This window comes from Corynebacterium sp. 2571A, from assembly GCF_055700935.1.
Genome location: NZ_JASTTE010000002.1, coordinates 149,688 through 172,495, shown reverse-complemented (window position 1 = coordinate 172,495; position 22,808 = coordinate 149,688). Strand labels below are relative to the sequence as shown.

Annotated in this window: 19 protein-coding genes and 2 tRNA genes; 3 read left to right on the top strand and 18 right to left on the bottom strand. The window is 66.1% G+C overall.

The window, feature by feature from the left end:
* Positions 1-4: 4 nt before the first annotated feature.
* On the bottom strand, positions 5-310 hold the full coding sequence (gene rplU, locus QQS53_RS04230) for a 50S ribosomal protein L21 (RefSeq protein ID WP_290222882.1): 306 nt from the start codon (positions 308-310) through the stop codon (positions 5-7).
* 226 nt (positions 311-536) lie between these two features.
* Positions 537-4,061 carry a translation initiation factor IF-2 N-terminal domain-containing protein gene (locus QQS53_RS04225; protein WP_472774668.1) on the bottom strand — a complete coding sequence of 1,175 codons (3,525 nt, stop codon included), beginning with the start codon at positions 4,059-4,061 and terminating at the stop codon, positions 537-539.
* A gap of 260 nt (positions 4,062-4,321) precedes the next feature.
* Here QQS53_RS04225 and QQS53_RS04220 point away from each other — a divergent pair, with 260 nt between their 5' ends.
* Positions 4,322-5,098 carry a hypothetical protein gene (locus QQS53_RS04220; protein WP_472774667.1) on the top strand — a complete coding sequence of 259 codons (777 nt, stop codon included), beginning with the start codon at positions 4,322-4,324 and terminating at the stop codon, positions 5,096-5,098.
* 110 nt (positions 5,099-5,208) lie between these two features.
* On the opposite strand, the gene ndk is transcribed toward QQS53_RS04220, so the two are convergent.
* The 6 genes from ndk to QQS53_RS04190 all read right to left on the bottom strand — a co-directional run bounded on the left by ndk (position 5,209) and on the right by QQS53_RS04190 (position 11,886).
* Positions 5,209-5,619, bottom strand: coding sequence for a nucleoside-diphosphate kinase (ndk, locus tag QQS53_RS04215; protein ID WP_070769091.1), 411 nt, complete (start codon positions 5,617-5,619; stop codon positions 5,209-5,211).
* Positions 5,620-5,701: 82 nt separating this feature from the next.
* Positions 5,702-6,034: a hypothetical protein gene (locus QQS53_RS04210; RefSeq protein ID WP_472774666.1), complete on the bottom strand. Its 333-nt coding sequence runs from the start codon at positions 6,032-6,034 to the stop codon at positions 5,702-5,704.
* Between the two features lie 10 nt (positions 6,035-6,044).
* Positions 6,045-6,482, bottom strand: a complete 438-nt coding sequence (locus tag QQS53_RS04205; RefSeq protein WP_472774665.1) for a DUF4233 domain-containing protein — start codon at positions 6,480-6,482, stop codon at positions 6,045-6,047.
* Positions 6,479-7,984, bottom strand: a complete 1,506-nt coding sequence (folC, locus tag QQS53_RS04200; protein WP_472775049.1) for a bifunctional tetrahydrofolate synthase/dihydrofolate synthase — start codon at positions 7,982-7,984, stop codon at positions 6,479-6,481. The genes QQS53_RS04205 and folC overlap by 4 nt, the downstream gene beginning before the upstream one ends.
* A gap of 74 nt (positions 7,985-8,058) precedes the next feature.
* Positions 8,059-10,791, bottom strand: a complete 2,733-nt coding sequence (locus QQS53_RS04195; RefSeq protein WP_472774664.1) for a valine--tRNA ligase — start codon at positions 10,789-10,791, stop codon at positions 8,059-8,061.
* A 75-nt stretch (positions 10,792-10,866) separates the two neighbouring features.
* On the bottom strand, positions 10,867-11,886 hold the full coding sequence (locus tag QQS53_RS04190) for a malate dehydrogenase (RefSeq protein ID WP_472774663.1): 1,020 nt from the start codon (positions 11,884-11,886) through the stop codon (positions 10,867-10,869).
* A gap of 253 nt (positions 11,887-12,139) precedes the next feature.
* Between QQS53_RS04190 and QQS53_RS04185 the strand changes: the two genes are divergently transcribed.
* Positions 12,140-12,856: a TetR/AcrR family transcriptional regulator gene (locus tag QQS53_RS04185; protein WP_472774662.1), complete on the top strand. Its 717-nt coding sequence runs from the start codon at positions 12,140-12,142 to the stop codon at positions 12,854-12,856.
* Positions 12,857-12,974: 118 nt separating this feature from the next.
* Here QQS53_RS04185 and clpX read toward each other — a convergent pair whose 3' ends face one another.
* From clpX to QQS53_RS04145, 8 genes are all read right to left on the bottom strand, one after another.
* Positions 12,975-14,276, bottom strand: a complete 1,302-nt coding sequence (gene clpX, locus QQS53_RS04180) for an ATP-dependent Clp protease ATP-binding subunit ClpX (protein ID WP_472774661.1) — start codon at positions 14,274-14,276, stop codon at positions 12,975-12,977.
* A 79-nt stretch (positions 14,277-14,355) separates the two neighbouring features.
* Complete coding sequence (locus QQS53_RS04175; RefSeq protein WP_472774660.1) at positions 14,356-15,894, bottom strand: peptide MFS transporter; 1,539 nt, start codon at positions 15,892-15,894, stop codon at positions 14,356-14,358.
* A 279-nt stretch (positions 15,895-16,173) separates the two neighbouring features.
* On the bottom strand, positions 16,174-16,797 hold the full coding sequence (locus QQS53_RS04170) for an ATP-dependent Clp protease proteolytic subunit (RefSeq protein ID WP_070769069.1): 624 nt from the start codon (positions 16,795-16,797) through the stop codon (positions 16,174-16,176).
* A 52-nt stretch (positions 16,798-16,849) separates the two neighbouring features.
* The gene (locus QQS53_RS04165; protein ID WP_070769070.1) at positions 16,850-17,449 is read right to left on the bottom strand and encodes an ATP-dependent Clp protease proteolytic subunit; all 600 of its coding nucleotides are present in this window, start codon (positions 17,447-17,449) and stop codon (positions 16,850-16,852) included.
* 194 nt (positions 17,450-17,643) lie between these two features.
* Positions 17,644-18,999, bottom strand: coding sequence for a trigger factor (tig, locus tag QQS53_RS04160; protein ID WP_472774659.1), 1,356 nt, complete (start codon positions 18,997-18,999; stop codon positions 17,644-17,646).
* Positions 19,000-19,104: 105 nt separating this feature from the next.
* Positions 19,105-19,178, bottom strand: a tRNA-Pro gene (locus tag QQS53_RS04155).
* A 142-nt stretch (positions 19,179-19,320) separates the two neighbouring features.
* Positions 19,321-20,154, bottom strand: a complete 834-nt coding sequence (locus QQS53_RS04150; RefSeq protein WP_472774658.1) for an aldo/keto reductase — start codon at positions 20,152-20,154, stop codon at positions 19,321-19,323.
* Between the two features lie 192 nt (positions 20,155-20,346).
* Positions 20,347-20,421: transfer RNA gene (locus QQS53_RS04145), tRNA-Gly, on the bottom strand.
* A gap of 241 nt (positions 20,422-20,662) precedes the next feature.
* Between QQS53_RS04145 and QQS53_RS04140 the strand changes: the two genes are divergently transcribed.
* Positions 20,663-21,481: a DUF1542 domain-containing protein gene (locus tag QQS53_RS04140; RefSeq protein WP_472774657.1), complete on the top strand. Its 819-nt coding sequence runs from the start codon at positions 20,663-20,665 to the stop codon at positions 21,479-21,481.
* A 106-nt stretch (positions 21,482-21,587) separates the two neighbouring features.
* Here QQS53_RS04140 and QQS53_RS04135 read toward each other — a convergent pair whose 3' ends face one another.
* Complete coding sequence (locus QQS53_RS04135) at positions 21,588-22,061, bottom strand: ribose-5-phosphate isomerase (protein ID WP_296206562.1); 474 nt, start codon at positions 22,059-22,061, stop codon at positions 21,588-21,590.
* A gap of 22 nt (positions 22,062-22,083) precedes the next feature.
* Positions 22,084-22,701, bottom strand: a complete 618-nt coding sequence (locus QQS53_RS04130; RefSeq protein WP_448871998.1) for a mycothiol-dependent nitroreductase Rv2466c family protein — start codon at positions 22,699-22,701, stop codon at positions 22,084-22,086.
* Positions 22,702-22,808 lie beyond the last annotated feature (107 nt).

Genomic DNA, 22,808 nt, shown 5'->3' with positions numbered 1-22,808 from the left:
CAGCTTACTTGATACCGGTAATCTTCAGAACAGTAAGCGGCTGGCGGTGGCCCATGCGCTTCTTGTAACCAGTCTTGTTCTTGTACTTCATGATGTTGATCTTCGGGCCCTTGGCCTGATCAACGATCTCAGCGTCGACCTTGACCTTAGCCAGGTCATCGGCCTTCGACTTGACGTTTGCGCCATCGACGAGCAGAACCGGGGTGAGAGCCACGGCAGAGCCTGGCTCACCCTCGATCTTCTCGACCTTGACGAGGTCACCTTCGGCAACCTTGTACTGCTTTCCGCCGGTCTTGACGATCGCGTACATAGAGGGTTACCCCTTATCTAAACTCGGCTCAGGGGCAGGCGAGGCCCAACCCCTGAATGGACAATTACATTTTGCGCTTGAGTCCAGTGCCGGCGCGACACGTAAGTCATGAGACTTCTGGCGCGGCTCAACTGGACTTAAACGGCGACTTGGAAATCCTACCCCGACGGGACCAGAAAAGACAAACCGCGTCTTTCCTGCACCCGCCGGTCACACCAATTTCTGCTTATTTCCTGCTTCGGCGCGTCGCCCGGCGCCGGCCCCGGCTGGGCTGCTTCCGGGTTTCTGCGCCACCGTCGGCCTTGTGTTCATCGGTGCCACGCCGCGGCTCGTTCGCGCGACCGGACTCCGCCTGCTCCGGCTGGTCGGCCTTCGCCGTGCGGCGCACTGCCCGCCGGCGGCGCCCGCGGACCACGGTCTGGGTGTTGTCCTCGGTGTTGTCCTCGGCCTGCGCCGCAGAACCAGCCCGCGAATCCTGGGCCGAGGCCTGCTCCTGGGCCGGGGCGGACTGCCTGCCGCCACGGTTGCCGCGCCCACCGCGCTGTCCGCCACTGCGGCGAGTAGCCCGGCGACGGCCGCGCTTGCCGCGCCCCGGCTGATTCGCGGAGGAATCGCCGGCATCGTCAGCAGCGTCCTCCGCCTGAGCCTGCGCGCCGGCCGCGGGCTGCGCGGAATCACTGCCTTGGCTCGGGAAATCCTCCCGGCGCGGGCGGTGATCGGAGCGCGAGTTCCCGCGGGTCTTGCGCTTGCGCCGCGGCGAGGCCTCGAATTCCTCGACTGCCTCGTCGTAGGAGGCGGCGCCACCAGCCTGTGCCGGCTGCGCGCCCTCGTCGGGCACGTAGTCCTTGAACTCGGCGACATCGTCGCTGTCGGCGGCGTTGTCGGCCGCGGCGAAAGCGATCTTCTCAATATCGCTGACCGAGTCCTGGGACTGCTCGTCGCGGGACTGATCATCGCGGGAGCGGTTCGAGCGACCGCCCCGGCTGCCGCGGCGACGGCGGCGGCGCGAGGAGGACCCCTTGCGGTCCTCGGGGTCATTGTCGTGGCGCTCGTCGCGATGTTCGCCGTCGTTGGCGGCGCTGTCGTCCTTGACCACGCTGGCCACCAGCTCGTCGAGCTGCTGGGTGCCGCCGCGGGACTCCGACTTGGAGCTTTGCTCCTCGGCGGAACGCTGGTTGCGGCCGTGGCCCGAATCCGCGTGCTTGTGGTTGCGGCGGTCGTGGTGCCCGGGGCCGGAGTGATCGTCGGTGTGCTCGACCGGGTCGTCGTGGATGATGATGCCGCGGCCCTGGCAGTGCTCGCACTCGCTGGAGAAGGTCTCCAGGAGGCCCGCACCCAGGCGCTTGCGGGTCATCTGCACCAGGCCCAGCGAGGTGACCTCGGAGACTTGGTGGCGGGTGCGGTCGCGGCCCAAGGCCTCCTTGAGCCGGCGCAAGACCAGCTCCTGGTTTTCGGGCAGCACCATGTCAATGAAGTCGACGACGATCATGCCGCCCAGATCGCGCAGGCGCATCTGCCGCACGATCTCTTCTGCGGCCTCGAGGTTGTTGCGGGTCACGGTCTCCTCGAGGTCACCGCCGGAGCCGGTGAATTTGCCGGTGTTGACGTCGATGACGGTCATGGCCTCCGTGCGGTCGATGACCAGCGTGCCGCCCGAAGGCAGCCACACCTTGCGGGCCAGGGCCTTCTGCAGCTGCTCGTCGATCCGGTAGACCTCGAAGGCGTCCTGGCCGCCGTGCTTTTTCCGGTCGAAGCGCTCCACCCGGTCTGCCAGGTCCGGGGCGACCGACTGGATATAGGCGTTGACCGTGTTGAAGGCCTTCTTGCCGTCCACGACCAGGTGCTTGAAGTCGCCGTTGAACAGGTCGCGGACGACCTTGACCAACATGTCCGGCTCCTCGTAGAGGGTCACCGGCTTCGCGCCCTTGGACTTCTTTTCCTTCTCCGCGCGCTCCTGGATGTCCTCCCAGACCCCGTGCAGGCGGCCAACGTCCGTGGCGATGGCCTCCTCAGAGACGTTCTCCGCGGCGGTGCGGATGATGGTGCCGCCCTCGCCCGGCACGACGCGCTGCAGGATCTCCTTGAGGCGCTTGCGCTCCGGGGCGGGCAGCTTGCGGGAGATACCGGCACTGCGGCCGTTCGGCACATAGACCAGGAAGCGGCCGGCCAGGGAGATCTGCGTGGTCAGACGCGCACCCTTGTGCCCGATCGGGTCCTTGGACACCTGGACCAGGATCTGGTCGCCGGACTTTAAGGCCTGCTCTATCTTGCGGGAACGGCCTTTGAGCCCCATGGCGCGCCAGTTCAGCTCGCCGGCGTAGAGCACGCCGTTGCGGCCCTCGCCGAAGTCGACGAAGGCGGCCTCCATCGACGGCAGCACGTTCTGGACGCGGCCCAGGTAGATATTGCCGATGAGCGAGGCCTGCGAGTCCGAGGTCACGAAGTGCTCGACCAGCAGATCATCTTCCAGGACGCCTACTTGGGTGACGGAACCGGCGTGGTCGACGCGCTGGCGCTCGCGCACCACCATCGTGCGCTCAACGGATTCCCGGCGCGCCAGGAACTCCGCCTGGGAGACGATGTGCTTGCGCTCCCGGCCCTTCTCACGCATCTCCGCCCGACGGCGCTTCTGCGCCTCGATACGGGTCGAGCCCTTGATGCCGCGCGGGGCCTCGATGCGCTCCGGCTCGTCGTCATCGCCGTCCGCATCATCCGGTTCAGCCGGCCGGGCCGGCTTGGCGGCATTCGCCTGCGGGGCGATAAAGACCGGCGCGTAGTCCGCGGCATTATCCTTGGCCGCTGCCTGGTGCGGCGGCGTCAGGGCCGCGACCAGCTCCTCTAGGTCCTCGTCGCGCTCGAGGTCTGCGTGCTCGTCCTCGTCCTCGGCCTGTGCAGTGTCAGCCCGGTCAGCCTGGTCAGCCTGCGTGCTGCCGATGCCGTCCTGGCCACCGTGGCCGGCTGCTGCATCGGCGCCGTCGGGCGCCTCGGTCGGGGCGAGGTTCTGCAGCTCGGAGTCGACCTTGTCGGCGATCTGGTTGAACTCGTTTTCCACGTTCTTGCGCACACGGTCGCGCAGCTTTTCCTCGGCGGCTGTGGCCACGGCGTCGGCCGAGTCCTCGTGCTTCGGCTCCTCGTCCTGCTGCTGCGGCTTGGCCGGGGCGGCGGCGCGCACGGCCCGCTTCTTGGTGGACTTGCGGGTCGCGCGCTTGCGGGTCTTCTTGGGCTTGTCCGCGCTCTTGTCCGCGGCGCTATCCTCGGCCCGCTCCTCAGCAGGGGCGCCCATTTCGGACTTGGCTTCCTCGGGCTCGACCTCCTCGGGCTTAGCCTTCTCGGCCTTAGCCTTCTCGGACTTAGTGGCGGCCCGCTTGCCCTTGGGCGCGGCCTTCCGCTTGTTCTTGGTGGACTTAGTGGACTTGGTGGTCTTCTTCTTGGCCGGGGGCGCGTCCTGGGCCTCGGGCTCCGGATCGGTTGCGGCCTCGGAGGGGGCATCGCCAGCCGGGGCCTGGGAGCCGGCGGCTTGGATGCGGTCGAGCATCTGCTCGGCTTCCACCTTGCTCAGGCCGGACTGCGGGGCCTTCTTGATGCCCTGCTGGGCGAACTGTTCCACCAGGGCCTTGGAGGAAATCCCCAGCATCTTGGCGAGGGTGTAGAGCCGCGTCTTGTCCTTCAGCTGGCTCCTATCGATCCGCTCGGCCAACGCGGCGGCCGCTGATAAATCCGTATTCTGTTCGTTTTTAGTCTTTGCAGCCACGGGCTACTCCTGACGTCTAGTGGCTCGAGGGCAAGCTCGCCGCGGGGCCGCGCAAGTCATCCAAGCTGCAGGCAAGCACACCGCGGGGCTTTCTACCCTGAAAGCGCCGAAAGTTTAAGTGTTAAAGATTGAGTATTTAGTTATGCACAACTGCAAACCTGGCATACAGGCTCTAGCTCCTATTGTGGCACACTTGGGCGCGCGCTTCTGGGCGCACCTGCCCGGGCAGGCGGAATTTCGCGCTGTGATAGCTTAAGACCATGTCCGACGGCGAACTCGTACCCACCTCACCGGCAGCAGCAATCCGGCACTACCGTGGACGCAACGAGTTCAACCCGCGCGAGCTGCTTGCCTTCACCACCACGGCGAGCTTCGGCGTGAGCTTTTTCTTCCTAGACCATACGGCCTTCTACGTCCTTGGCGCGCTGTGCCTGGTGGCGGCGGTGGCCTGCGGGGTCAAGATTGCCCGCCACTACCCGAAGGCCGTGGGCGTCCCGCAAATGGAGATCCGGGACGGCGACTACCCCACCGCCGCCTACTTCGCCCCGTTCATTCCCATCGTCGCGCCCCTGCTGGCCCTGCCGGTACAGGCGCTGGGCTGGGATTTTTCGGTCCCGCCGGCGGTGGCCACGCTGTCCACGGCGGCGTTTTACAGCGTGGGACTGTTCCTTTCCGGCACCGTGCTCTTCCGGCGCTCCTACAGCATTGGCCGCCGGCGCATCCAGCGGATGGACTTCGGGCTGACCGAGCTGACCGCCACCACGCAACGCCTGGCCGAGGAGAACACCGATATCCTCGCCGCGCTTATCGCCATCGGCGCCGTCGACGGCAACGAGGTGGGCTTGAAGGGTCTGCAAAGGATTCTGGACCCCGCGCTCTCCGCCGACGAGGAGGCGCTACGCGGGCGCCTGCAGGAGCTAGACAGCGCCAAGCTGGTGAAGCTCCGCGCGCCTACCTGGCAGGGAGGATCCGCCCAGTGGTGGATGAGCATCACTGCCGTGGGCGTGCACGCGCTGACCGAGTCGCAGCGGCGCTAAAAACAGGCCCGGAGCCGCGGTCGCCTAGTGGTGCTGTGAATGCGCGAAACCCCCGCGCGGGGCCGGGATACCCAGGCGCCGCGGGCGGGGGCAGCGAATAAGGGTGCGTCTTAGAGGTTCGGGAACCAGATGGAGATCTCGCGCTCAGCGGACTCCGGGGAGTCGGAGCCGTGAACGACGTTCTCACCGACGGTCAGGGCGAAGTCACCGCGGATGGTGCCCGGGGTGGCCTTCTCGACCGGGTGGGTGCCGCCGGCCAGCTGACGCCAGGCAGCGATGGCGCTTTCGCCCTCGACGATGCCTGCGACCAGCGGAGCGGAGGTGATGAAGTCCACGAGTTCGCCGAAGAACGGCTTGTCCTTGTGCTCAGCGTAGTGCTTTTCTGCGGTTTCGCGGTCTGCGGTGCGCAGATCCATCTCCACCAGCTTGAGGCCCTTGCGCTCAATACGGGAGATGATTTCGCCTACGTGGCCGTTCTTGACGCCGTCCGGCTTGATGAGAATAAGAGTACGTTCAGTCATACCGGCCATCGTACCGAATGCCGAGCGATCCTTCGCACTTAAGGCGGCAATAATCGCCCCGCGGCAGCCGTCCGGGATTGCGCTAGTGGCCGGTGGTCAGCTGGCTGACCATGGCTTCGGCCTCGTCGTGGCCGACGTGGCGGTACCACAGCCGGACCTGCTTGACCGCGGTGCCGTATTTGCCGGCGGAGACGAGCTCGCGGATTTCTTCCTCGCGCTCCGGGGAGAAATCCGCCTGGCGCAGCGGGCGTTCCTTGCCCGGGCGATCCTGGCCGCCACGGAACAAGGCCAGCGCCAGGAAAGCGGCCGCCACGATAAGCCCCACCACGATGACCACGCCCGGCCAGTGGAAAGCCCGCGCGAGGATGACCACCACGCAGGCCAGCGCGGCCAGCAGCGAATACACGTAGCGCACGGCGGCCTGCCTAGCCCTTCTTATCCAGGTGTTGGGTGGTCAGCAGGCCGCGCTCCATGCGCGCGATGAGGTTGGAGCGCAGGTAGGCCGCCAGCAGCCAGACCAGTCCGTAGACCACCATGATGGCCACGATCGACCAGTGGATAAACAGGCCAGCGACAATACCCAGCACCTGCACGGCCAGGATGACATTCAGCGACCACCGGCGGCTGGCGAAGGCCAACATGACCAGGTGGAAGACCATCAGCGCCACGACGATGGCGATGTTAACCCCGGTCCACAGCTCGCCGCTGTAGAGCATGCGCAGCATCGGCAGCGCCAGCACCAGGGTGAGCGCCTCCAGGGTCAGGGTGCTGGAGATGACCATCCCGTTAAAGCCCTTAATCGGGTCCTTGACGGGCTTGTGCCCCATGCCCAGGGGCCCGACGTCCTTCGGCTTGTCCGTCATGCCGGCTCCTTTCCAAACATCGCGCGTGCCTCACCGGCGGTGACCACCGATCCGGTGATGACAATACCGGAACCGGACTGGATTTCCGCATCCTCGGCCAGCTCGACGGCCTGGGCGTAGGCCGACTGCAGGTCGGGCTCGACGTAGACGCGTTCCTCGCCGAAGATGTCGCGGGCCAGCTCGGCCAGCTCGTAGGCGTCCAGCGCCCGCGGGGAGCTGTTCTGGCTGATGACGATCTCGGTCAGCACGTCCTCCAGCGCGGTGAGGATCCCGGTAGCGTCCTTGTCGCCCAGGATGGCGACCACGCCGACCAGGCGGGCGAAGTCGAAATCCCGCCCCAGGGCCTGAGCCAGGGCGCGGGCGCCGTGCGGGTTGTGCGCGGCGTCGATGAACGTGGTCGGCGACTGCCGCATGCGCTCCAGCCGGCCCGGCGAGATGGTCTGGGCGAAGCCGTTGCGCACGCTCGCCGCGTCCAGCGGGTGCCCGGCCGAGGCCCCGAAGAAGGCCTCCACGGCGGCCAGGGCCACCGCGGCGTTGCGGGCCTGGTGCTCGCCGGCCAGGGGCAAGAAGACGTCCTCGTACAGGCCGCCCAGCCCCTGGATGCGCAGCTGCTGGCCGCCCACGGCGATGGTGGATTCGAGCGCGGCGAACTCGTTGCCGGCGCGCGCCACCCCCGCGTCCACGGCCACGGCCTGCTGCAGCAGGACCTCCATGGCCTCCGGCTCCTGCTCCGCCAGGATGGCGATATTCTCGGCCGGGGTGATGGGGTCGTCGGCGTCCGGGCGGGCCTTGATGATGCCGGCCTTCTCCCCCGCGATTTCGGCGAGGGTATCGCCCAGGTAATCGGTGTGGTCCATGCCCACCGGGCAGACGACCGCGACCTCGGAGTTGACCACGTTGGTCGCGTCCCAGCGCCCGCCCATGCCGACCTCGATGACGGCGACGTCGACCGGGGCATCGGCAAAGGCAGCATAAGCAATGCCCACCAGGACCTCGAACTTGGACATGGCCGGGCCGCCAGCCGCCAACGACTCGGCGTCCACCATCTCCACGTAAGGCCGGATTTCGCGCCAGATGCGCACATAATCGCGCGGGTGAATGGGCTGGCCGTCGATGCCGATGCGCTCGGTCACCCGCTGCAGGTGCGGGCTGGTGAACAGGCCGACCCGGCGGTGGAACGCCCGCAGCAGCGAGTCGATCATCCGCGACGTCGAGGACTTGCCGTTGGTGCCGGCCACGTGGATGGCCTGGAAGGCCCGCTCCGGGTGGCCGAGCAGGTCCATGAGCTTCTCGATGCGCTCCAGCGAGGGCTCGATCTTCGTCTCCGGCCACCGGGCGTTGAGTTCCTCTTCGACCTCGGCGAGCTCGCGCAGTTCCTCGGCGCTGACGGTCTCCGGCGCGGGCGCGGAATAGTCCTCCGCCCCGCCCAGGTTGAGCGTGAGCCCCGACTCGGTGATTTCGACCGGCGAGCCCTCGGTGCCCTCCTTGAGGGCGTCGACGATCTCGTATTCGGTCTCCTGGCCTTTATCGCGGCCCTGCTCGCGGCCGTTGCCGCCGTTTCCGGTACGGTCAGTCACTACTTGAGCGCCTCCAAACGCGCGCTGATGCGGTCAACTTCCTCCTGCGCCACGGCCTGGCGGGTGCGGATCTTTTCCACGACCTCTTCCGGCGCCTTGGACAGGAAGTTGTCGTTGCCCAACTTTTTGGTGGTCTGTTCCAGCTCCTTGTTGGCCTTGGCCAGGTCCTTTTCCAGGCGCTTGCGCTCGGCCGCGACGTCGACGGCCCCGGAGGTGTCCAGGGTGACTTCGACGGTGGCCTGCGACAGGCGGACCTCGATGGAGGCGGACTCGGTAAAGTCCGCGCCCGGCTCGGTGGTCTTGGCCAGGTTGCGCACCAAGGCCTCCTGGCCGGACAGGTCCGCGGCGGCGAAGTCCAGGCGGCCCGGCACCTTCTGGGAGGGCTTAACCCCCTGGTCGGAGCGGAAGCGGCGCAGCTCGGTGATGAGCTTCTCGGCGTCCTGGATGCGGCGGGCGGCGGCTTCGTCGGTCGCGGCGCCGCCGTTGGTGTCCTCGGCGGTCGGCCAGTCGGCCACGACCAGGGACTCGCCGCCGGTCAGGGCCTTCCAGAGGACCTCGGTGACAAACGGCATGGTCGGGTGCAGCAGGCGCAGCACGACGTCGAGGACGCGGCCCAGCACGATCTGGGTGGTGCGGGCGCGCTGCTTTTCGGCCTCGTCGGCCGGCTCGCGCGCGATCTGGGTCTTGGCGATCTCGACGTACCAGTCGCACAGCTCGTCCCAGGCGAAGTGGTAGAGCAGCTCGTTGGCCTTGGCGAACTGGAAGTCGTCCAGGTAGGCGTCGACGCGGGCGCGGACCTGCTCGGCGCGGTCCAGGATCCAGCGGTCGGCATCGGTCAGGGCGTCGCGCTCCGGCAGCTCCGCCACCCCGGCGCCGTTGAGCAGGGCGAACTTGGTGGCGTTGAAGAGCTTGGTGGCGAAGTTACGCGCCGAGGCGGCCGCGTCCGGGCCCAGCGGCAGGTCGACGCCCGGGTTGGCGCCGCGGCCCAGGGCGAAGCGCAGCGCGTCCGCGCCGTAGTCGCGGACCCAGTCCATCGGGTCGATGCCGTTGCCCAGGGACTTGGACATCTTGCGGCCCTGCTCGTCGCGCACCAGGCCGTGCAGGTAGAGATCCGCAAACGGCACCTGCGGGCGCCCGTCGGTGCCGTTACCCAGCAGCTCCGGGGTCTTTGTGGCGGCGAAGGTGCCGAACATCATCATGCGGGCGACCCAGAAGAACAGGATGTCGTAGGCGGTGACCAGCACGTTGGTCGGGTAGAACTTCTCCAGGTCCGGGGTCTTTTCCGGCCAGCCCAGGGTGGAAAACGGCCACAGCGCGGAGCTGAACCAGGTGTCCAGGACGTCCGGGTCCTGCTCGTAGCCGGCCGGGGCTTCCTCGTCCGGGCCCACGCAGACCACGTCGCGGTTGCCGTCGGCATCCTCCGGCCCGTACCAGATCGGGATCCGGTGGCCCCACCACAGCTGGCGGGAGATGCACCAGTCGTGCATGTCATCGACCCAGTCGAAGTAGCGCGGCTCGAGCGAGGCCGGGTGGATGGTGGTATCGCCCTGACGGACCGCCTCGCTGGAGTACTTGGCCATCTCCTTGACGTTGACGAACCACTGCTTGGACAGGCGCGGTTCGATGGCCTCGCCGGAGCGCTCCGAGTGGCCGACCGAGTGGACGTAGGGGCGGATTTCCTTAACAATTCGCCCCTGCTCGGCCAGCGCCTCGCGGATGGCGACGCGGGCGTCCTCGCGGGTCATGCCGTCGAACTGGGTGCCGGTATCGGCGATGTGGCCGGTTTTGTCCATGATGATGGGCATGTCCAGGCCGTGGCGCTGGCCCATGGCGTAGTCGTTCGGGTCGTGCGCCGGGGTGATCTTGACCGCGCCGGTGCCGAATTCCATGTCGACGTAGTCGTCGGCGATGATCTTCAGGCTCAGATCGTCGCGGAACGGGTGCGGGAACTCCTTGCCCACCAGGTCGGCGTAGCGCTCGTCGTCCGGGTGGACGGCGATGGCGACGTCGCCCAGCATGGTCTCGACGCGGGTGGTGGCCACGACCAGGTGCGGCTCGTTGTCATCCAGCGAGCCGTAGCGGATGGAGACCAGCTCGCCCTCGACGTCGTCGTAGACGACCTCCATGTCGGACACGGCGGTCTCCAGCACCGGCGACCAGTTGACTAGGCGGTAATCCTGGTAGATCAGGCCGGCGTCGTAGAGCATCTTGAAGATGGTCTGCACGGCCTTGGACAGCCCGTCGTCCAGGGTGAAGCGCTCGCGGGACCAGTCCACGGAGTCGCCGATGGCGCGCATCTGGGACTGGATGGTGCCGCCGTATTTTTCCTTCCACTCCCAGACTTTGCCGATGAACTCGTCGCGGTCGTAGTCCCAGCGGGTCTTGCCCTCGGATTCCTTGAGGGCGGCCTCGACCTTGGTCTGCGTGGCGATACCGGCATGGTCCGCGCCCGGCAGCCACAGCGTGGCATAGCCCTGCATGCGCTTGCGGCGGATGATGGAGTCGATGAGCGTGTGGTCCAGCGCGTGGCCCATGTGCAGCTGGCCGGTCACGTTCGGCGGCGGCAGCACGATGGAATAGGCGGGCTTGTCGGAGTGGGCGTCCGGGGTGAAATACCCCGCGTCGACCCAGCCCTCGTACAGGGCGGTCTCCTGTTCTTGCGGCTCCCAGGACTTGGGCAGCGCGTCCGCGCGGTTGGTACCTACTAGTTCCTCATTTTTACGCTCAGTCACGCCGACCAATTCTACCCTGTCGGTCAAACCCCTTTGGGCCCCACCCAGGCAAGACCGCGGGTTTTTCTCCCGGGGCTAGCCCAGCAGGTGGGCGACGGCTTCCTTTTCCTCGCGCAGCTGCGCCACCGAGGCATCGATGCGGGCCCGCTGGGCATCGTTTAACTCCAGGCCCTGCACGATTTCCCAACGCCCGTCCCGGCTGACCGTCGGGAAGCCCGCCACCAGGCCGGCGTCGACGCCGTAGGAGCCGTCGGAGACAATAGCCGCGGTGCGCCAGTCGCCCTGCGGGGTACCGAAAATCCAGTCGTGCATGTGGTCCACGGCCGCCGAGGCCGCCGAGGCCGCCGACGAGGACCCGCGGACCTCGATGATTTCGGAGCCGCGCCCGGCCACCGTCGGGATGAACGTGTCTGCGTACCAGCCTTGGTCGACCGCCTCCGCCAGCGGGCGGGAGCCCGCCGTGGCGAAGGTGATGTCCGGGAACTGGGTGTCCGAGTGGTTGCCCCAGACGGCCAGCTTCTCAATCTCATCCGGACGCACGCCTACCTGCTGGGCCAGCAGGCCGGCCGCGCGGTTGTGGTCGAGTCGCATCAGCGCGGTGAACTGGGAATCATCCAGGTCGGGCGCGTGGTGGGCGGCGATGAGCGCGTTGGTGTTGGCGGGGTTGCCCACCACCAGTACGCGCACGTCGCGGGCGGCCACGCGATTCAGGGACTCGCCCTGCCGGGAGAAGATCTCCGCGTTGGCAGAAATCAGGTCGGCGCGCTGCATGCCCTTGGTGCGCGGCTGCGCGCCGACAAGGAAGGCGGCCTTCGCGTCGGCGAAGGCGGTGTCCTCGTCGGCGGTAATCTCCACGCCGGCCAGCAGCGGGAAGGCGGAGTCCTGCAACTCCATGGCCACGCCCTCGGCGGCGCGCACGGCGGATTCGAGCTCCAGCAGGCGCAGGCGGACCGGCTGGTCGGCGCCGAAGACCTCGCCGGCGGCGATCCGCCACAGCAGCGAGTAGGCGATGGCCCCGGCGGCGCCGGTGACCGTGACGTTGATGGGTTCTGAAACGTTGTGCTTCGGTCCACCCTGTGCTGTTGGCTTAGACATTGTGTGCATCATCCTTCCCAGAAGAACACCTCGAGCTTTCGGTGAAACTCCTAGTCTAGACACAAAAACGGTAGCGCGATAGGTTCCGCCCGATTGCCCTCGAATTGAGGTAGCAGAAGTACACCTCTAACTCGGCTGTACTGGCATTTTACCGCCCCCGGGGGCAATTACCGGACGGGGTCGCGAATTTGCGGCACGATAGGGAATGAACCAATCCGTCTAAGCGATTCTTAAAAAAGAGGGGCATGTTGCTATGGGTAACTCCGATTCTCCCACCGCCGTCACGGGAGCCGAGTCTGCCCAGCGCGCCGTCGAAGTCGCGCTCGAGCAGTTTTCCCAGTTCGGTTTCACCGAGACCAAGATGGAGACCATCGCCAACCTCTCGGGCCTGTCCAAGCGCATGCTGCACTACCACTTCGGCGACAAGCGCGGGTTGTACCAGCGCGCCCTCGAGGCCGCGGTAGAACGCCTCAATCCCCCGCTCGAGGACCTCGAGGTCGACTCCGAGGTCCCGGTCGAGGGCGTGCGCAAACTTGTCGATGCCCTCTTTGCCTGCCACATCGCCCACCCGGAGGCCGTGCGCATGCTGGCGATGGAGACCACCCAGCAGGTCTTCGGCGTGGTCGGCCGGCAGCCGGTCAACGACGTCAGCGGGGTGGCCCTACACCTGGACAAGCTGCTCCTCCACGGGCAGGACTCCGGGGCCTTCCGGCCGGGGATCTCGGCCGACGACATCTTCACCCTGATCACCTCGCTGACCATGTACCGGGTGACCAACCACAACATGATCGACAACCTGTTGGGGATAGACATGCAGTCCGAGGCCAACACCGCGGGGCTGCACCGCATGGTGGTGGACGCAGTGCTCGCGTTCCTGACCGCCAACATCCCGGACAGCGGCGAGGCGTCCTACCTTACCGCCCGCGAGGCCGTCGATACCGCGGACAACAACAGCGACATCTACGGCTAGCCCCGCCCGCCGGAGACTCTCCCCTTCCCCGGCGCCCGGACGCGAAAAAGCCGGCCCGCGCTTCCTCTTCGAAAACGCGGGCCGGCTTTTATCTGCCTCTAGCTGTTAAGACATCTGCCTAGGCCGACTGCTCCTCGGCGTCGGCGTAGATGAACTCCGGGCCGTCCTCGCCGCGGACTACCTCTGCGGTAATGCGCACCCCCGTGATGTCCTCGCGGTCCGGGATGTCGTACATGATGGGCACCAGCAGCTCCTCCATGATGGCGCGCAGGCCGCGGGCGCCGGTCTTGCGCTCCAGCGCGAGGTTGGCAATCTCCTCCAGCGCGCCGGTGTCGAACTCCAGCTCCGCGCCGTCCATGACGAACAGGGCCTGGTACTGCTTGACCAGGGAGTTGCGCGGCTCGGTTAGCACCCGGATGAGGGACTCCTGGTCCAGGTTGTCCACCGTCGCCACGACGGGCAGGCGGCCGATGAACTCCGGGATGAGGCCGAACTTGACCAGATCCTCCGGGCGGACCTCCTCGAAGAGGTCGACGCGCTCCTGCTCCGACTGGGTCTCCAGCTTGGCGCCGAAGCCCAGACCCTTCTTGCCCACGCGCTCGGAGATGACCTTCTCCAGCCCGGCGAAGGCGCCGGCCACGATGAACAGGATATTGGAGGTGTCCAGCTGGATGAATTCCTGGTTGGGGTGCTTGCGCCCGCCCTGCGGCGGGATGGCCGCGACGGTGCCCTCCAGGATCTTCAGCAGGGCCTGCTGCACGCCCTCGCCCGAGACGTCACGGGTGATGGACGGGTTGTCCGATTTGCGGGAAATCTTATCGATCTCGTCGACGTAGATGATGCCACGCTGGGCCTTTTCCACGTCGAAATCCGCGGCCTGGAGCAGCTTCAGCAGGATGTTTTCCACGTCTTCACCCACGTAGCCGGCCTCCGTCAGGGAGGTCGCGTCCGCGATGGCGAACGGCACGTCCAGCATGCGCGCCAGGGTCTGGGCCAGGTAGGTCTTGCCGGAGCCGGTCGGGCCCAGCATCAGGATGTTGGACTTGGCGATTTCGACCGTGTCTTCCGGTTCCTTCTTGGAGCGCTTGCCGCCGCGGGCGGCGGCAGCTTCCTCCGCCTTGATGCGCTTGTAGTGGTTGTAGACCGCCACGGACAGCACCCGCTTGGCCTGGTCCTGGCCGATGACGTAGTTATCCAAGAAGGCCGAGATTTCCGAGGGGCGGGGCAGCCGAACTTCTTCCTTTTCGGCCTGCTCGGCCTGGGCCGCGCCCAGTTCTTCCTCGATAATTTCGTTGCACAGCTCAATGCACTCATCGCAGATGTACACACCGCCGCCGGCGATGAGTTTCTTAACCTGCTTCTGGCTCTTGCCGCAGAAGGAACACTTGAGCAGATCCGCGCTTTCTTGCATACGTGCCATTAAACCCTCTCAACACATAGGGCACAATTTCCTTTATCCCAGCAACCGTACCACGCCCACCCGACGCAGCCGGCGCGCCTTAGCGGAAGGTAGCGAACTTGCTAACTACCCACTTGGCGAGCGCCAACAAGACCACGCCCAGAGCGATGGAAACGATGCCCAGAGTGATGAAGAACGTGTTTTCCGCGCCGGCGTCATCCGGGTTGTAGAAGCCGGCCAGCGTGCCCGCCAGGGAGGTGCCCATGGCCACGGCCATCATCCACACCGCCATCATGCGCGACGGGAAGGCCTCCGGGGCGACCTTGGTCGCCAGAGAGTTGCCCACCGGCGACAGCAGTAGCTCGCCCATGGTGAACAGGAAGAGGATCCAGATGATGGCGAACATCGGGGTGGAGTTCGGGCCGCCGCCGCTGAACGGCAGGAAGAAGAACAGCGAGACGCCGATGATGACGTTGGCAATGCCGAACTTGGTCGGCGTCGACCACTGGCGGTCGCCCAGCTTGGTCCAGATGAAGGCGAAAACACTGGAAAAGATGACGATGAAGATCGGGTTAATGAGCTGGACCATCGACGGCGGGATCTCGGTGCCGAAGATGTGGCGGTCCAGGCGCATATCGGAGTAGATGGTCAGCACGGTGAACTGCTGCTGGAAGATGCCGAAGAAGAGCACGCCGGAGACGAACATCGGGATAAAACCGAGCAGGCGGCCGCGCTCCTGCGGGGTGGTCAGGCGGGAGCGGTACATCTGCAGCCACAGCGTCACCGCGGCGAGGAAGGCCACGACGGTGACGATATTGGACAGCCACTCCAGTTTGACCACGCCGGAGGCGATGAGCCACACGCACACGACGACGATGACGGCGAGGACGCCCAGGGCCGCCAGCAACTGCTGGCGCGAGACCGGGTTCGGGACCTCGTGGCCGGCCTCCTTGATGGTGCTGCCGCGCATGAGGGTGTACTGGACCAGGCCGAAGAACATGCCCACGGCGGCAATGCCGAAGCCCCAGTGGAAGCCCTGCCAGCCCCACAGGAGCGTGGTAATCAGCGGGCCAAAGAGCGCGCCGATATTAACGCCCATATAGAAGATGGAGAACCCGCCATCGCGGCGGGGATCATCGCGCGAGTAGAGCGCGCCCAGCACCACCTGCGCCGTGGTCTTCACGCCGCCGGAGCCCACGGCGATGAGCACCAGGCCGATGGCCAGGCCGGTGACCGCGGGGATGAAGGCCAGTGCCAGGTGGCCCAGCATGACCATGATGGCCGAGTAGTACAGGGTGCGCTCCGCGCCGAGCACGCGGTCGGCCACCAGGGAGGCCAGCAGGCAGGCCATGTAGACCAGGCCGCCGTAGGCGCCGACGATGGAGGTTGCCGCCGCCTTGGGGATCTCCAGGCCGCCCTCGGACACGGAGTAGTACATGTACAGCAGGACCAGCGCCTGCATGCCGTAGAAGCTGAAACGCTCCCACATCTCCACGCCGAAGAGGTTGGCCAGCCCCCACGGGTGGCCGAAAAACTGACGTTCTGATTTTTGTGGTTTACCGACGGCTGAGCCGTCGCCGGCACCGTGCGCGTCGCCCGACGCGTCTGGCACTGAGTGAGCGTTTGTGATTCGTGACATAGAAATATATAGCCACCTTCCACGCCACAACGCAATTAATGTGGGATCTGCCACCCCCGTTTTCCGGTGGGCTACCTCGCCCTTCCCGCCTGGTGGGACGCGTCAGCCCTGCCGGTGTTGGCCCGGCTGAGCAGGGCCGTTCCCGGCGACTGATAGTTTTCGCTTGCGCAATCTCCCGCCCCGCGCGCGCCGGCTGCCTCGTGCCACCCCAAACAAAAGGCCCGCGGCCGGGCGGTATGCCGGCGGCGGGCCTGAGTCCCACAAGGAGTACCCCTGAATTTAGGAGTTCAGCTTGCGGTATTCAAAGACCTGGTCGATGATGCCGTATTCCTTGGCCTCTTCGGCGGTCAGGATCTTGTCGCGGTCGGTGTCGATGCGCACCTGCTCGGCCGTGCGGCCGGTGTGCTCGGCGAGGGTGTTCTCCATCAGCTTGCGCATGCGCTCGATCTCGGCGGCCTGGATCTCCAGGTCGGAGACCTGGCCCTGGGTGCCCTGGGTGGCGGGCTGGTGGATGAGCACGCGGGCGTTCGGCAGCGCGGCGCGCTTGCCCGGAGCGCCGGCAGCCAGCAGGACCGCCGCGGCGGAAGCCGCCTGACCCAGGCAGACGGTCTGCACGTCGGGGCGCACGTAACGCATGGTGTCGTAGATAGCCATCAGCGCGGTAAAGGAACCGCCCGGGGAGTTGATGTACATGGTGATGTCGCGGTCTGGGTCCTGAGCCTCCAGGACCAGCAGCTGCGCCATGACATCGTTAGCGGAAGTGTCATCGACCTGGGTGCCCAGGAAGATGATGCGCTCTTCGAAGAGCTTCGAGTACGGATTGGTCTCCTTGGTCCCCTGCGCGGACTGCTCGATGAACGACGGCAGCACGTAGCGGGAAGAAGGCATCTGCGATTGCGTCATATTAAAAATTCTCCTTGCTTCTGAGCTTGAGGTGGTGAGGTGCTACCTAGTTCTAGTTGCTGATGGGGCCGTTGACGGTCTCGATGACGTGGTCGACGATGCCGTAGTCCTTCGCCTGCGCGGCGGTGAACCAGCGGTCGCGGTCCGAGTCCTTCGTAATCTGCTCGAAGGTCTGGCCGGTGTGCTCAGCGATCAGCTCAGCCATCTCGCGCTTGGTGGCGGCGAACTGCTCGGCCTGGATGGCGATATCCGCGGCGGTGCCGCCCACGCCGGCGGAGGGCTGGTGCATCATGATGCGGGCGTGCGGCAGGGCGAAGCGCTTGCCCTTGGTGCCGCCGGAGAGCAGGAACTGGCCCATGGAGGCGGCCAGGCCCATGCCGTAGGTGGCGACGTCGCACGGCGAGTACTTCATGGTGTCGTAAATGGCCATGCCGGCGGTCACCGAGCCACCCGGGGAGTTGATGTAGAGGGAAATATCGCGCGTCGGGTCCTCGGCGGACAACAGCAGGATCTGGGCGCAGAGCTTATTGGCAATCTCGTCATCAACCTGGGTGCCCAGGAAGATGATGCGCTCGCGCAGCAGGCGTTCGTAGACGCTGTCGCCGAGGTTCATGCCCGGTGCTGGCGAGGTCATCTGAATACTGTCAGACATAGAATTCATAATCTCCTTGGTGACGGATCTTTGTCTTAATACGACCCACGATACTGCCTTTCCCGCCTCCCGTGGGACGTGTTCGCTGTCAGCGTTGCAGCCGCGGTGCAGCCGCCGCAGACAGACAAAAAGCCCAGCCGAAGCTGGGCTAGGCGGCCCCGCCGCGGCCGCTACAGGCGCGGCGGGAGGCGACCTTACTCGGAGTCGGTTGCCGCGTCCTCGTCCTCGTCGATCTCGCCGAAGTACTGGTCGACGTCGACCTTGTTGCCGTCCTCGTCCTTGACGTCAACGCGGCAGATAGCGGCGGCCAGGGCCTTGCCGCGGCGGACGTCGGCGAAAAGGTTGCCGATCTGGCCGTTGGACTGCAGCTGCTGGACGAACTGGTTCGGGTCCATGCCGTAGGACTGCGCGGTGAACAGGATGTGGTCGGTCAGCTCCTGCTGGGAGACCTCCGGCTGCTCCTGCTCAGCGACGGTGTCCAGGAACAGCTGGGTGCGCACGGACTCCTCGGCGGACTTGCGGGCGTCGGCGTCGAACTCCTCGCGGGTGGTGCCCTGCGCCTCGAGCAGCTGCGCCAGCGCCTTCTCGTCGTGAGCCAGCTGGCCCAGGACCTGGTGCAGCTGGGCGTGTGCCTGCTCTTCCACGATGGACTCCGGCAGCTCGAAGGAAACCTTGTCCAGGGCGGCCTTCAGGACCTCGTCGCGGATATTGCCGGCCTGCTGGGCCTTCTTCTGCTCCTCGACCTGGGTCTTGGTGGCATCGCGCAACTCGTCGATGGTGTCGAACTCGCTAGCCAGCTGGGCGAACTCGTCGTCCAGGTCCGGCAGCTTGCGCTCCTTGGTCTGCTGGACGTGGACCTTGATGGTGGCCTCTTCGCCCTTGTGCTCGCCGGATTCCAGCTTGGCGGTGAACTCGGCGTCCTCGTCGGTCTTCAGGCCGCGCAGGGCGGTGTCCAGCCCCTTGATGAGGTCGTCGTCGCCGATGCGGTAGTTCAGGCCCTCGGTGGAAGCCTCGTCGATCTTCTTGCCGTCGACCTCAGCGGTGAGATCGATGACGGCGATGTCGCCGGTCTTCATCTTGCGCTTGGTGTCCTTGAGCTCACCGAAGCGCTCCTGCAGGTTCTCCAGCTCCTTGTCCACGTCGGCGTCCTCGGCGGTGATGGCCGGGACGGTGACGGACAGGTCGGCAAAGTCCGGGACCTCGATCTCCGGGCGGACGTCGACCTCGGCGGTGAACTCCACGAAGTCCTTGTCTTCGATCTTGGAGATATCCACGTCCGGCTGGCCGATGACCTTCAGGTCGTTTTCAGTGACGGCCTGCTCGTAGCGGGACGGCAGCATGTCGTTGACGACCTGCTCGAGGATCGGGCCGCGGCCGAAGCGGGCATCGATAAGCTGGCGCGGCGCCTTGCCCTTGCGGAAGCCCGGGATGGCAACCTGCTGGGCGATTGCGGCGTAGGCCTGATCAATCTCTTTATCCAGCTCTGCGAACGGGACGTTGACGGTGAGCTTAACGCGGGTGTCGCTCAGCTTGTCGACGGTAGTCTTCACGAGTAACTCTCCTGGCTCTCAATTGGTAGAAGGATTTCTGGTACAGAGTATAAACAAGGGGCCCGGCAGCACCTCGCATGAGGGTGGCTGACAGGCCCCTATACGTCGGGGCGACAGGATTTGAACCTGCGACCCCCTGCTCCCAAAGCAGGTGCGCTACCAAGCTGCGCCACGCCCCGTATAGCTTGCCCTGCCAGCGCGGAAACCCCGCGCCGGCGTTGCTCGCCTTAGCTTACCGATGCCGCCGCGCTATGCCCAACTTCGGGTCCCGGTTGGCCCGGTTTCCGCAGGCTCGGGGCGCACGGCGCGACCAGTTAGCCGCTATTTCGCGTCCATCTCCGCCGGGTGCGCACCGCCCCGGCCTTCCTCGCCGCGGTCCAGCGAGGTGATGCCGGCCATCTCGTCCTCGCTCAGCTCGAAGCCGAAGACGTCGAAGTTTTCGCGGATGCGCTCCGGGGTGGCGGTCTTCGGGAAGACGATGGTCCCGTTCTGCAGGTGCCAGCGGATGATCACCTGCGCCGGGCTGACGCCGTGGGCCTCGGCTGGGTCGGTGATTTCCGGCTGCTCGAAGATATCGGTCTTGCCCTGGCCCAACGGGCCCCAGGCCTCGACCTTGATGCCGTGGGCCCGGGCGGCGTCGATGTCCTTCCACTGCTGGAAGTACGGGTGCAGCTCGATCTGGTTGACGGCCGGGGTGACGTCCGTGTTCATCTCCAGCTGGTCGAGGTGCTCCGGCAGGAAGTTGGACACGCCGATGGACTTGGCCTTGCCGGCCTCGCGCAACTCAATCAGCTGCTTCCAGGCCTCCACGTAGTTGCCGTCGGCGGGCACCGGCCAGTGGATGAGGTAGAGATCGACGTAATCGAGCCCCAGCTTGCCCAGGGAGGTATCCAGCGCTTCCGCGGCGTTGAGCTGGCTGTCGTTCCACAGCTTGGTGGTGACAAACAGCTCGTCCCGCGGGATGCCGGAGGCGGCAATCGCCCGGCCCACGCCCTCTTCGTTGCCGTAGATGGCGGCGGTGTCGATGTGCCGGATGCCCTGGCGCAGGGCTTCGGCGACCAGATTTTCGGTCTTGTCCGGGTCCACCTGGAACACGCCGTAGCCCAGCTGCGGGATGCGGTTGCCGTCGTTGAGCTCAATCATTGGTACGTTCATGCGCCCCACTGTACTGAAACCACGTCTTTTAAGGCGCGAGCGCGCCCCAGGGACAGCCGCCGGTACCGTTCTTGCTGAGCAGATAAACACCCAGGTTGTCCCCCGCCCCCCCCTGGCTGGCCAGGCTGATACGCAAAACGCCGGAGACCAGGCGACTGGACTCTTCCAGCGCGCTGCATCTTCGGCGTTACTTGGAGGGAATGACGGGAATCGAACCCGCGTCTTCAGCTTGGAAGGCTGAGGTATTAGCCACTATACGACATTCCCACTGCCCCTTTTAAAGGCGTGGGAACAATGATAGCGCATGGTTTGGGCCGCGCCCAAAACCGCCCGGGCGGGCCGCGGGCCCGCACCGAACGCGCCCCAAAAGCTCAACGGGAGGGAACTTTTCGGGATAGGCTGGCGTTTAACCTAATAGGTACCCAGAGAACTACCCCGCGCCGGGGCCCACCTGCCCCGCCGGGCGCGGGAGACAACACTCGATTATCGGGAAGTGAACTTTTTAGACATGTCATTGCTCATCCTTCTTATCGTGGTCGGCGGCGGCGTGGCCTGGTGGACCAGCAGCAACAACAAGAAAAAGACCGAACAGCGCCAGCAGCAACAGTTGGAAGACGCGCAGGCTGAGGCGCGGCGCTGGATCGAGCGCCTGGGCGGCCAGGTGATGAGCCTGTCCGGCACCGACAAGGCCTCCCAGCAGGCAATGGCGGATGCCTCGGAACGTTTCACCGCGGCCAATTCCGCTATCTCCCAGGCGAACACCACCAAGCAGGCGCACCTGGCCCGCGAGTCCGCGCTCGAGGGCCTGCACTACGTCAACGCGGCGCGCGAAATCATGGGCATGGATCCGGGCCCGGAGCTGCCCCCGCTGGAGGGCCAGCGCAAGGCCGGCAAGGTCACCGAGCGCCGTACTGTCGACGCCGGCGGCCAGGAGATCACCGCCTCCCCGTACGCGTCCGACGAGACCCCGAACTACTACCCCGGCGGCACGGTGGCCGGCCGCCCGGTCCCGGCCGGCTGGTACTCCCGCCCGTGGTGGGCGGACGCCATGGCTACCGGCGTGTGGATGATGGGCTATTCCATGATGTTTAACGCCATGTTCGCCGGCATGGCCGGCGTCGGCTACTCCGGCGAGGAGGCGGCCGCAGGCGACTTCAGCGACGGCGGCGACATGGGGGATGCTGGCGACGCTGGTGATATGGGCGACGGCGGCGACATGGGGGACGCCGGCGACGCCGGGGACATGGGCGACGGCGGCGGCCTTTTCGACGGCGGCATCTTTGACGGCGGCCTGCTCGGCGGCGACGGCTTCGACTTCGACTTCTAAGCCGAAGCGCCCGCACAAAGGCGCCGGGGAGAAGCACTTCAGTGGTGTTCTCCCCGGCGCCTTTCGTCTGACTAGAGGGGCCTAGCTAGCCGGCTGGCTAGCTGGCTTAAGCCTCCGGGACCTCCGGGGCGATCCCGGTGCGCTCGTAGTCGGCCAGGATGTCGATCCGGCGCTGGTGGCGCTCCGCGCCCGACCATTCCTGGTCCAGGAAGGCGTCCACGATGGCCAGGGCCTGCTCCGGGGTGTGCATGCGGCCGCCGATGCCGATGAGCTGGGCGTTGTTGTGCTCGCGGGCCAGGCGGGCGGTCTCTTCCGACCACGCCAGGGCGCAGCGCGCGCCCTCGACCTTGTTGGCCGCGATCTGCTCGCCGTTGCCGGAGCCTCCCAGCACGATCCCCAAAGAACCCGGGTCGTTGACCGTGCGCTGGGCCGCCTCGATGCAAAACGCCGGGTAGTCATCCTCCGGGTCGAGGGTGTGGGCGCCGCAATCGATGACCTCGTGGCCGGCGTCGGACAAGTGCTGTGCAATCAGGTTTTTGGTCTCAAAACCTGCGTGATCTGCTCCTAGGTATACGCGCATAATTCTTATCCTACCGCCGGGCCTACTCGGCCGCCGGCATCTCGGTGCGGGTGCGCTTGATCTCGAAGAAATAGGGGAACTCCGCGAGCTTGACGGCGGCATCGAAAAGCTCGCCGGCCTCCTCGCCGCGCGGGATCCGGGTGATGACCGGGCCGAAGAAGGCGGTCTCGCCCAGCTTGACCACCGGGGTACCCACGTCCTCGCCGACCGAGTCGATGCCCTCCTGGTGGAAGCGCTTCAGCTCCTCGTCGGCGTCGGTGGTATTCGCTACCTCGGCGTAGGCCGCGTCCAGGCCGGCCTGGTCGAGGGCCTGGGCGATGACCTCGTCGTAAGCGCCGTAGCCCTTCTTGCCGGCGTTGCCCTCCACGTGGACCAGGGTGCCCATGGCCGTGTAGAGCTCGTCGACCTTGGCCGGCTCCTGGGTGGCCACGCGGGCGAAGACGCGGGCCGGGCCCCAGTTGGCCTCCATGGCCTCCAGGTAGGCCGGGTCCAGGTCGCGGCCCTCGTTGAGCACGGACAGGGACATCGGCACGAAGGTGACCTCGATGTCGCGGACCTTCTCGGCCTCCTTGATCCACCGCGAGGTGGCCCAAGCGAACGGGCACGAGACGTCGAACCAGAACTTCACCTGCTGAGTCATGAACGTTTTCTCCTAAAATCTTGGTTGCTTAAGGATTTCCGCGCGCCCCAGCCTAGGCGACGGCTAGGCTGGACCGTAGCCTAAAATTCACCACCTAGGAGGTAAAA

Excerpts from the sequence above, each read along its gene's own strand:
- rplU (WP_290222882.1), bottom strand. The coding sequence starts at position 310 with ATGTACGCGATCGTCAAGACCGGCGGAAAGCAGTACAAGGTTGCCGAA.
- QQS53_RS04220 (WP_472774667.1), top strand. The coding sequence starts at position 4,322 with ATGTCCGACGGCGAACTCGTACCCACCTCACCGGCAGCAGCAATCCGG.
- ndk (WP_070769091.1), bottom strand. The coding sequence starts at position 5,619 with ATGACTGAACGTACTCTTATTCTCATCAAGCCGGACGGCGTCAAGAAC.
- QQS53_RS04205 (WP_472774665.1), bottom strand. The coding sequence starts at position 6,482 with ATGACGGACAAGCCGAAGGACGTCGGGCCCCTGGGCATGGGGCACAAG.
- QQS53_RS04190 (WP_472774663.1), bottom strand. The coding sequence starts at position 11,886 with ATGTCTAAGCCAACAGCACAGGGTGGACCGAAGCACAACGTTTCAGAA.
- QQS53_RS04185 (WP_472774662.1), top strand. The coding sequence starts at position 12,140 with ATGGGTAACTCCGATTCTCCCACCGCCGTCACGGGAGCCGAGTCTGCC.
- clpX (WP_472774661.1), bottom strand. The coding sequence starts at position 14,276 with ATGGCACGTATGCAAGAAAGCGCGGATCTGCTCAAGTGTTCCTTCTGC.
- QQS53_RS04175 (WP_472774660.1), bottom strand. The coding sequence starts at position 15,894 with ATGTCACGAATCACAAACGCTCACTCAGTGCCAGACGCGTCGGGCGAC.
- QQS53_RS04170 (WP_070769069.1), bottom strand. The coding sequence starts at position 16,797 with ATGACGCAATCGCAGATGCCTTCTTCCCGCTACGTGCTGCCGTCGTTC.
- QQS53_RS04165 (WP_070769070.1), bottom strand. The coding sequence starts at position 17,449 with ATGTCTGACAGTATTCAGATGACCTCGCCAGCACCGGGCATGAACCTC.
- QQS53_RS04150 (WP_472774658.1), bottom strand. The coding sequence starts at position 20,154 with ATGAACGTACCAATGATTGAGCTCAACGACGGCAACCGCATCCCGCAG.
- QQS53_RS04140 (WP_472774657.1), top strand. The coding sequence starts at position 20,663 with ATGTCATTGCTCATCCTTCTTATCGTGGTCGGCGGCGGCGTGGCCTGG.
- QQS53_RS04135 (WP_296206562.1), bottom strand. The coding sequence starts at position 22,061 with ATGCGCGTATACCTAGGAGCAGATCACGCAGGTTTTGAGACCAAAAAC.
- QQS53_RS04130 (WP_448871998.1), bottom strand. The coding sequence starts at position 22,701 with ATGACTCAGCAGGTGAAGTTCTGGTTCGACGTCTCGTGCCCGTTCGCT.